Origin of the sequence: uncultured Lacinutrix sp., assembly GCF_947500605.1 — a bacterium.
GTDB lineage: Bacteria > Bacteroidota > Bacteroidia > Flavobacteriales > Flavobacteriaceae > Lacinutrix.
Window position 1 is genome coordinate 1 of the sequence record NZ_CANMSJ010000016.1, and the last position, 9,680, is coordinate 9,680.

General features: G+C 30.7%; 9 protein-coding genes and 1 tRNA gene. 2 read left to right on the forward strand and 8 right to left on the reverse strand.

The annotated features are described in order from the left end of the window. Window positions 1–549 precede the first annotated feature (549 nt). Together Q0935_RS15710 and Q0935_RS15715 are read left to right on the forward strand one after the other, a co-directional pair. Entirely contained in the window at window positions 550–1,815 is a 1,266-nt protein-coding gene (locus Q0935_RS15710; protein WP_299252006.1) for a DUF819 family protein, read from the forward strand. Window positions 1,816–1,870: 55 nt separating this feature from the next. Next, the gene (locus Q0935_RS15715) at window positions 1,871–2,572 is read left to right on the forward strand and encodes a DUF4369 domain-containing protein (RefSeq protein ID WP_299252004.1); all 702 of its coding nucleotides are present in this window, start codon (window positions 1,871–1,873) and stop codon (window positions 2,570–2,572) included. A 304-nt stretch (window positions 2,573–2,876) separates the two neighbouring features. Here Q0935_RS15715 and Q0935_RS15720 read toward each other — a convergent pair. The 8 genes from Q0935_RS15720 to Q0935_RS15755 all read right to left on the reverse strand — a co-directional run. Then, a tRNA-Thr gene (locus Q0935_RS15720) sits at window positions 2,877–2,950 on the reverse strand. 57 nt (window positions 2,951–3,007) lie between these two features. Further along, window positions 3,008–3,274 (reverse strand): hypothetical protein, encoded by a 267-nt coding sequence (locus Q0935_RS15725; RefSeq protein WP_055437432.1) that lies wholly within the window; start codon window positions 3,272–3,274, stop codon window positions 3,008–3,010. A gap of 87 nt (window positions 3,275–3,361) precedes the next feature. Beyond that, window positions 3,362–4,342 (reverse strand): type I phosphomannose isomerase catalytic subunit, encoded by a 981-nt coding sequence (locus tag Q0935_RS15730; protein WP_299388303.1) that lies wholly within the window; start codon window positions 4,340–4,342, stop codon window positions 3,362–3,364. Window positions 4,343–4,344: 2 nt separating this feature from the next. Further along, window positions 4,345–4,752 carry a 6-carboxytetrahydropterin synthase gene (locus tag Q0935_RS15735; RefSeq protein ID WP_299251996.1) on the reverse strand — a complete coding sequence of 136 codons (408 nt, stop codon included), beginning with the start codon at window positions 4,750–4,752 and terminating at the stop codon, window positions 4,345–4,347. Next, complete coding sequence (gene idi, locus Q0935_RS15740) at window positions 4,736–5,272, reverse strand: isopentenyl-diphosphate Delta-isomerase (RefSeq protein ID WP_299251993.1); 537 nt, start codon at window positions 5,270–5,272, stop codon at window positions 4,736–4,738. The genes Q0935_RS15735 and idi overlap by 17 nt, the downstream gene beginning before the upstream one ends. Window positions 5,273–5,427: 155 nt before the next feature. After that, a complete protein-coding gene (locus Q0935_RS15745; RefSeq protein ID WP_299388306.1) occupies window positions 5,428–7,353 on the reverse strand; it encodes an OmpA family protein in 1,926 nt (641 codons plus the stop codon). A gap of 18 nt (window positions 7,354–7,371) precedes the next feature. Next, complete coding sequence (locus Q0935_RS15750) at window positions 7,372–8,304, reverse strand: type IX secretion system membrane protein PorP/SprF (RefSeq protein WP_299251987.1); 933 nt, start codon at window positions 8,302–8,304, stop codon at window positions 7,372–7,374. A gap of 59 nt (window positions 8,305–8,363) precedes the next feature. After that, window positions 8,364–9,680 (reverse strand): gliding motility-associated C-terminal domain-containing protein (locus Q0935_RS15755; RefSeq protein ID WP_299388309.1); only part of this gene is annotated, 1,317 nt, incomplete at its 5' end.

Sequence of the window (9,680 nt, forward strand, 5' to 3'; positions counted from 1 at the left end):
TTAACGTGCCAATTGCATCTTGTAGTATTACAGATTTCTAATTTTATGAAACTTTTCACATTTAAATACAAAACTGACAACGCAACTTACTTTATCTATTAATGCATATTAATTCGAAACTTAGTAGAATAGAAAAAGCGCCTTATTTACATAAGACGCTGTTTCATACTAACCAACCAAAAATATGGTAATTACCACTCTTCTTTTAAAGTAACCACACTCTAAAATTGTCGTTGCGGTAATTACTATTTGTATTTCAATTAGCGTGCCAATTCTATTTTATAGTATTTATGGCATTCAATTTTATGAAAACTTTCACATTGATACTATACAATAGAAAAAGCGTCTTATGTAAATAAGACGCTTTTTCATACTAACCAACCAAAAATATGATGATTACCTACTCTTAATATAAAGTAACCACACTTTAAATTAGTCACTGTAAGCAATCTCTATTTCCATATTTCAAATTGTGTGCCAAAGTTTATTTCTTACTTTTTTTTATCCTGTTTATATTTGGTATTTTGCGGTAACTAATTAAACAAAATTATGGATATTAAATTACCGTTTACTAACGATGCTATAGTTTTTGGCTTATTATTTTTAGCCTTAGGCTTCGTATTTTATACAGAGAATAAGAAAACAGGCTTTTGGAAAACTTTTTACAAGTTTGTACCAGCATTACTAATGTGTTACTTTATCCCTTCTTTATTTAGTTTATTTGGTTGGGTAGATCCAGAAACTTCTAATGCGTATTTTGTTGCAAGTCGTTATTTTTTACCTGCATCTCTAGTTTTATTTACATTAAGTATAGATTTAAAAGCTGTTTTTAATTTAGGTCCGAAAGCATTAATTATGTTTTTAACAGGTACTGTAGGAATAATTATAGGTGGTCCATTAGCTATTTTATTAATCTCTATCTTCTCTCCAGAAACTGTTGGAGGAGCAGATTTTGATGCAGTATGGAGAGGCTTATCTACTCTAGCGGGAAGTTGGATTGGAGGTGGAGCAAACCAAGCTGCAATGCTAGAAATATACCAATATAATCCTGAAAAATATGGAGGAATGGTAATAGTCGATATTTTTGTAGCCAATGTATGGATGGCCATTTTATTATTAGGTATCGGGAAAAGAGAAAAGATAGACAAATGGTTAAAAGCAGATAACACTGCTATAGATGCACTGCAAGCAAAAATGGAAAATTTTGCTAGTAAAACTGTTAGAAACCCAACATTAAACGATTACATGGTAATACTTATGATTGCTTTTACAGCAGTAGGTGTTGCTCATTTTGGATCTGAACAAATAACAGCCTTTTTAAAGAATAATTTTGAAGCTGTTAGTGATCCTAAAAGTGCATTATCTTCTTTTGGTAGTGGTTTCTTTTGGTTAATCTCTATCTCTACCTTAATTGGTGTTTTACTTTCTTTTACAAGAGCAAAAAAATACGAAGGTGCAGGAGCTAGTAAAATAGGTAGTATTTTTATTTACATTTTAGTAGCAACAATAGGAATGAAAATGGATCTTGGTGGTATTTTAGAAAAGCCTGGTCTAATAATGATTGGTCTTGTTTGGATGACTATACACGCCGGTTTATTAATACTAGTTGCCAAACTAATTAGAGCTCCATATTTTTTCTTAGCCGTAGGTAGTCAAGCAAATGTTGGTGGTGCAGCTTCTGCTCCAATAGTTGCCGCTGCATTTCACCCATCTTTAGCCACTGTAGGAGCACTTTTAGCTGTCTTTGGTTATGTAGTGGGAACTTATGGTGCTATCCTGTGTGCAGAACTAATGAGAATAGCAGCAGTTGGTTAGTATTTAATTAATTTTTATATCATATTTGCCCACTTAAAAAATCAAAAAATTACACATGCAAAAATTATTTATTCTATTCGGTTTATGTATTCTATTTTCTTGCGGAAATAATACTTCAGATAAACTAATTGTAAAAGGAAATATTAAAGGCTTAAAAAAAGGTACTGTTTACTTAAAAAGAGCTAATGATACTAGTTTAATAACTGTAGATTCTATGGTTGTTAATGGAAGTTCTAATTTTGAATTACAAAGCGAAATCGAAAGTCCAGAAATTTTCTATCTGTATTTAGATAAAAACGATAATGAAGATAATAGAATTGCCTTTTTTGCAGACAAAGGTATTACCGAAATTAATACATCGAGAAAGCGTTTCTATTATGATGCTAAAATTAAAGGCTCTAAACAACAAGAAGTATTTGAAGAGTACTTAGATGTAGCTTCCAAATTTAATAATAACAACTTAGATTTGGTAAAAGAAAGTTTCGATGCCATTAAACTAAATGATACGGCTCTTATTGCTAAAAATGAAAAAGCTCACAAGAACCTTGAAAAGCGTAAATACTTATATACTGTAAACTTTGCAATTAATAATAGAGACAGTGAAGTTGCTCCTTATTTAGCTTTAACAGATTTGTATAATGCAAACATTAAATATTTAGACATGATAAACGACACACTTACCAGTAATGTTAAAGCATCTAACTACGGAAAAGAATTACAACGTTTTATTGATAAAATAAAGAAGGACGAAAAATAATCTCATTTTTCATAAAACTAAAAAAGGCTTTTAAATTTAATTTAAAAGCCTTTTTTAGTTTAGATAAGCAATTACTTTATCTTTCCATAACAAACTGCTTATAAAGCTTAAAATTGATGTATAAAAAGTTTATTGCTTGTTATCTACATTGAATTTTTTATTTATTTTAAAAACGGATTATTAAAAGAGATATTAACAAAAGTAAGCTTCCTATTTAATATCTGTTTTAATTCAAAATTTAAGTTTTAGAATTTACTGTAAAAAGAAAAAACCTTAACTACATTAGTAGTTAAGGTTTAATAAGAGCCGATGGAGGGACTCGAACCCACGACCTGCTGATTACAAATCAGCTGCTCTAGCCAGCTGAGCTACATCGGCCAAACGGTTGCAAATATAATTTTGTATTTGATATCTACAAAGTTTTTTTGAACTTTTTTACAATTTATTTATTCGCTCAATTAATTCAAGACCTTTAGTCTCTAATTCTGAACTAATTGCCTTAAAATGCGCTTTTTTATTTTCTACATCTTTTGCATTAACTCTTGCTATTAAATCGTCGAAAACCTTAATTGCATCATCAATAACTGCTTCACTTTGTTTAGTGTCCTTGCTAGAGTTGCTATATTCCCAAACATAAACTGCTTCAATAATGTCCCCTAATACATAATTAAGGTCTTTTTTTAGGTCTCTTTTATTTGCCATAATATTAATTTTATTTAAGCGACAAAAGTAAAGAATTAATTTGGAATAAATGATTGAAAATAATGAACTGTTTTATATTAAAACAATTTAAATATAAACCTCTAGTAGTTCGGCTCTTTCTGCTTCAATTTGAAAAGATGTAATTGCAGCAGGCATTAAAACTGTTTCTCCTTTTTTTATAGTTTCAGAAAATCCAGAAGTTGTTACTGTAGCTTCGCCTTCAACACATAGATAAATAATAAAAGAATCGAAAGTATTTTTCTTTTGTAATGTTGTTGTCTGTAAAGACAAATAGTTTGTTGTAAAGTAAGGACAGGTTACCAACTTGTTTGTTTGGTTTTCTTTTTTAGAATAATTAATTCTAAAATCGTCTTTCATGCTAAAATTAATAGCATCTATTGCCAGATCATTATGTAAGTCTCTTGAGTTACCATTAGCATCTACTCTATCCCAATCGTAAACTCTATAAGTTATATCGCTAGTTTGTTGTATTTCAGCAAGCATTACGCCTGCTCCAATAGCATGTATGCGACCAACATCTACAAAAAAAGCATCTCCAGGTTTTACTTTGTCAAAATTTAAAATTTTTGGAAGCGTTTTATTGTTTAAATGATTCAAGTATTTATCTGAAGTCATTTCTTGGTTAAAACCAATAATTAGATTTGCATCTACATCTGCTTGTAAAACATACCACATTTCTGTTTTACCAAAAGAATTATGGCGTTTGGCTGCCATTTCGTTATTAGGATGCAACTGGATAGATAAGTCTTCCTTTGCGTCTATAAACTTAATTAGTAATGGAAACTTATTACCAAAAGTTTTATGGTTTTTAATTCCTATTAAATCGGAGGTATATTCTTTTAAAAGCGTTTTAAGAGAATCTCCTTCTAGCTCACCATTAGCTACAATTGAAACATCATTCTCATTAACATCACTAATTTCCCAACTTTCGCCAATAGAATTGCAGTCTGTCTTTTTATTTAAAACAGATTTTAATTTATTTCCTCCCCAAATCTTTTCTTTAAAGATGGGTTGAAATTTAATTGGATAGAGTTTCTTTTTAATCATTATTAACCTGAATAGCTTACAAAATTTCTTGGTGTTTCATATAAAGTCACTTCTAACTCTAAATGAGATTCTAACTTCGCTTTTATTTTTTTATGAATAACTACAACAATGTTTTCTGCAGTAGGATTCAAATCTTTAAATTCAGCTACATCTAAGTTTAAGTTTTTATGATCGAAAGCATCTTCAACTTCAGATTTAATAATATCTTTTAAAATTTTTACATCTATAACAAAACCTGTTTCTGGATCTATTTCTCCGGTAACACTAGCAATCAACTCATAATTATGACCATGGTAGTTAGTGTTATTACACTTACCAAAAACAGCATTGTTTTTTTCTTCACTCCAGTCTTTTCGATACAGTCTATGCGCTGCATTAAAATGTGCTCGCCTATTAACTGTTACTCTCATCTGTTATGTTTATAAATTTGTAGAATTTATCGAAAATTATCTTAAACCATGCTGTATAAATCTCTGGTTGCACATTAATATCTTCTTTTACTGCTTCTAATGGCATCCATTTCCATGCCTCAACTTCATCTGTATTAATATTTGGGAGATCGTTATAATGGCCTATCATAATATGATCTAACTCGTGTTCTGTTAAACCATTATCGAAAGGCGCTTTATAAATAAAAGACATTTTTTCTTCTAATGGTGCAACAAATCCCATTTCTTCTTGTAAACGTCTTGCTCCAGCTTCTAGATTACTTTCTCCGTCTCTTTGATGGCTACAACAAGTATTTGTCCACAATCCTGGTGAATGGTATTTACTTAATGCACGTTGTTGGAGCATTAATTCGTTTGCATCATTAAAAATAAAAACAGAGAAAGCGCGATGTAAAACAGCTTTTTCGTGAGCTTCCATTTTAGGCATTAAACCTATTTGCTCATCTTTTTCGTTTACTAAAATTACTTTTTCTTCTGCCATTATTTTTATTGAGGAAAACAAATTTACAAAATAGACCCAATATTATAAGGGTTTTTAGTTTATTTTAATATTGAGAATAAAGCATAAAAAGTGCCATATTTCTATGGCACTTTTTATTATTGATAATCTCAATGGTTTATTTATGAGGTAAACATCTAGTTTCTAGTTACTATAAACATACTACGCCTATTTTCTTGATGTTCTTCTTCACTACATTTAACTCCATCTGAACATTTATTTGCAAGTTGTGTTTCTCCATATCCTCTTCCTGTAAGACGATTTGGTGAAATACCTCCTTTTTGTATTATCCAATTTTTAGTAGAAACGTTTCTACGTTGTGATAATGCTTCGTTATATTCATGAGTCGCTCTTGAATCTGTATGCGACTGTACATCAATATTTACTGAAGGATACTGCTTTAAGTAATTTATTACTTTTTGTAATTCTATTTGTGCATCTGGTCTTATGTAAGATTTATCAAAATCAAAATAAATTGGATCCAAGTCTAATAATACAAATAAATCTTCTCCAATAGCTGCCGGTTCGTCGATAGTTGTTTTTGGTGTTAAATTAAGTTTAAGTGCTAAATCTAATTTAATTTCTGGGTCTATTGTATAAGTTAACTCTTCAGAGTCGTAACCTTCTTTACTCGCAACTGCTTTATAAGTTCCTTTTTTACAATCTGTATTATAACTAAATGCACCATTAACATCTGTTGTAAAACGATATACTTTTTCTTTACTACCATTGTAGATAATTACATTCGCTTCTGGTATAACTATGTTAGTGTTTTTATCTACTACTGTTCCAGCTACTAACTGATTACATATTTCACGCTCAAATTTGTATATATCATCATCTCCTTTACCATTATACCTGTTAGATGTTAAATAACCAGTATTAGTAAATTCATCAATAATAAATTCGAAATCGTCACGAGGACTGTTAATAGGTTTACCTAAATTTTCAATTTTTTTAATATCACCATTTAAGTTAGCATAGAAAATATCTAAACCTCCTAAACCTTGATGTCCATTTGAAGAAAAGTATAGTGTTCCATTATTACTAACATAAGGAAAGTTTTCTCTTCCTTCGGTATTTACTACATCTCCAAGATTTGTAGGTTCTCCATAATTACCATCTTCAAAAATATTGACAACAAAAATATCTGACTGTCCTCTAGTTCCAGGCATATCTGATGCAAAATAAAGTTTACTATTGTCTAAACTTAATGCTGGATGTGCTACATTATACTCATCATTATTAAATGGCATAGATGTTACATCTGACCATTCTCCATCTTCGTTTAATGTTGCTTTGTATATTTTTAAACCAACTACCTTTTCACTACTCTTTCTTTTCTTACCGTTAATATAATTATTACGTGTAAAATACATTGTTTTTCCATCCTCTGTAAATGTTGTAGAAGATTCATGAAATTTAGTATTTATTTCTTCTGAAAATTTTATTGGATCTTTTCCATCTTCACTTACATAATATAGATCTAAAAAAGGTTGCTCGTTCCACTTATATAATTTACCATCACCTCTCGAAGAAGCAAATACAATTCCATCTTTATAAAACGAAGTTCCAAAATCTGAAAAACGTGAATTAAAATCTAAGTTTTCAATTACAAAATTACCTGATAATTTATCGATTGTTGTTAAATAATCTGGAGATTCTAAATATTTTATTGCTCTTGAATCATTAGGTTTAAGAACAGCAAACTTTTTTAAATACTTGTTTGCATCTTCATATTTACCAGTGGCTTTAAGTGCCATTGCATATCTATAGTAATTCTCAAAATCTATAGCAGTATCTTGAGCTAAAAGTTCTCCATACCATTTTGAAGCCTCTTCCATTTCAACATTAAAGTAATAAGCATTAGCCAATTTATTTAATACTTCTGGACTATTATTTCCAGATTTAACAAGCTTAGTAAGATCTCTTATTACTTCTTTATACTCTAAGCCTTTATAGTCTTTATCTACACCTGTATTAACTTTACCATCTTCTTGAGAGAAAGCAGTGTTAAAGGATATCGCAAAAATTGCTAGTATTATATATATTCTTTTTTTCATAATTACTAATTTCTATATTTAGAAGAATCTTGGAGATAATATTTTTTGCTCGTCAAAAATTTCAAATCTTAAAAATACTTCATAAGAACCTTGTTCGAACTGTGTTTTTCCTAAATCTGTTGTTTCTCTATCGTAAGCTAGACCTAACATAAGTCTATCTGTTAATTGATAACCAACTAAAGCACTTAAAGCCGCACTCCATCTATAAGCTAAACCTAATGTTAATTTTTCTTTTAAAAGAGCATTAACTGTTAAATCTGCTTGTAATGGTGCACCTGCAACACCTTTTAACAACACAGCTGGTTTTAATTTTAAATCTTGGTTAATATCAAATACATATCCACCAATAAGGTAAAGGTTGACATTTTCCTTTGCTACAGATAAAGATGCCTCATCAAAATGTTTAGTCTCTAATAAATTAGGTGCAGATAAACCAACATACCATCTATCACCTTTTCTATAATAAATACCAGCACCAATATTTGGCGAAAACTTATTTTCAATATCTGATTGTAATAATTGATCATTTGCATTAAACTGACTTAACTCTGAATAAGCCACATCTAGTAAATGACCTCCAGCTTTTAAACCAAAAGCTAACTTTCCTTCTTCTGAAGTATTAATTGTATATGAGAAATCTATATCAAAATAAGTCTCATGAGTTGGACCAATATTATCATTAATAATAGACAAACCTAAACCAACTTTTTCATTATCACCAATTGGAGAATGAATATTAAAAGTTTGTGTATCTGGAGCTCCATCTAAACCTACCCATTGTGTTCTATACAATCCAGTCATGCTAATACCTTGTCTAGATCCTGCGTAAGCTGGATTTACACTCATTGTATTATACATATACTGTGTGTATTGAGCATCCTGTTGTGCAGTACTTTCTACAGCAAATATAGAGCTGATAAGTATTACTAAAATTAATATTCTATTTTTCATTATAAAAGGTATAATTTAATTTTGAAGGCAGAATTGCTCTGCCTTCATTATTTATTTAATTAACGTTGAATGTATAGGTAACCAGCTTTAGATTTAGCTTCATCTCCTTTTTTGTATTTAACAATATAGAAATATGTTCCAACTGGTAATTGCTCTCCTTGTTTAATTGTTACTCTACCATTAGATTCACCTTTAAAGTATTTACCATTTTGTCCATACCCTTCAGTTTCATAAACTATAACTCCCCATCTGTTGTAAATTTCAACAGTGTTCTCTGGGAATAACTCAATGTTTTTAATAATAAACACATCATTATCGTTATCTCCATTTGGTGTTACAGCTTGGAAAACTTCTAAATCGTCTCCTGCAAGTGTTCCATTATCAAACTCTAAGTAATCTGGAAGACCATCACCATCGCTATCAAAAGCATCTCCTCCAAATCCAATACCATCTCCATTTGAATCTCCATTCTCATGAATAGTTAATATACCGTCATTATCATCATCGTCATCTAAATAATCTGGTGTACCATCTCCATCTGTATCGTTATCTGTTGGATCATCATTTCCTGTTGGATCAACTTCTCCATCTGAAACATCTACATCTGCATAATCTTCATTAATTGTATCAATTCCATCATTATCATCATCAACATCTAACCAGTTTGGAATTCCATCACCATCTGTATCTCCAAATGGGAATTCAATACCATTAATAATGTTGTCTTCATCACAATCTCCATTAAACCACTCAGTAGACTGAGGAAGTGTTACGCTATCTGCAATGAAACTACAGTTACTTAATGGATCTGTTCCGTCATTAACTTCATCTCCATTTGTTACACCATCACCATCGCAATCTGCTGCCAACCAATCTATAGTTGGTGTTACTGAAATGTCATCTGCTATAAACATACATGAATCATTAGGATCTGTTGCTTCTTCACCACCTGGAGGTGTTAATTCATCTCCATTTGTTACACCATCTCCATCACAATCTGCTTCTAACCAAGTAGTGCTAGGTGTTATAGTGATATCATCAGTATTAAACTCACATGAATCAGTAGGATCTGTTGGATCTTCACCATCTGGAGGTGTTAATTCATCTCCGTTTGATACACCATCACCATCACAATCTGCTGTTAAATCAGATAGACAATCTGTAATCGTTACAGTACCACTTGGATCTGTGTTTGTTGTGTTACCACTTGTTACTGTTCCATCCACTGTAAATACTTCGTCTCCTTCAACTTCAGTATCAATTGTTATTGGTATAATAACATCTACACTTGTTGCTCCGGCTGGAATAACTACTGTTGTTGTTGTCTCAGTATAATCTGATGTGCCAGCTGTTCCACTTGTTGTTACAATAGAAAC

What these genes read in the sequence shown, in the direction of transcription:
- Q0935_RS15745 (WP_299388306.1), bottom strand. Translation starts at nt 7,353, where the DNA reads ATGAAAAAAAGAATATATATAATACTAGCAATTTTTGCGATATCCTTT.
- Q0935_RS15730 (WP_299388303.1), bottom strand. Translation starts at nt 4,342, where the DNA reads ATGATTAAAAAGAAACTCTATCCAATTAAATTTCAACCCATCTTTAAA.
- Q0935_RS15715 (WP_299252004.1), top strand. Translation starts at nt 1,871, where the DNA reads ATGCAAAAATTATTTATTCTATTCGGTTTATGTATTCTATTTTCTTGC.
- Q0935_RS15750 (WP_299251987.1), bottom strand. Translation starts at nt 8,304, where the DNA reads ATGAAAAATAGAATATTAATTTTAGTAATACTTATCAGCTCTATATTT.
- Q0935_RS15710 (WP_299252006.1), top strand. Translation starts at nt 550, where the DNA reads ATGGATATTAAATTACCGTTTACTAACGATGCTATAGTTTTTGGCTTA.
- Q0935_RS15725 (WP_055437432.1), bottom strand. Translation starts at nt 3,274, where the DNA reads ATGGCAAATAAAAGAGACCTAAAAAAAGACCTTAATTATGTATTAGGG.
- idi (WP_299251993.1), bottom strand. Translation starts at nt 5,272, where the DNA reads ATGGCAGAAGAAAAAGTAATTTTAGTAAACGAAAAAGATGAGCAAATA.
- Q0935_RS15735 (WP_299251996.1), bottom strand. Translation starts at nt 4,752, where the DNA reads ATGAGAGTAACAGTTAATAGGCGAGCACATTTTAATGCAGCGCATAGA.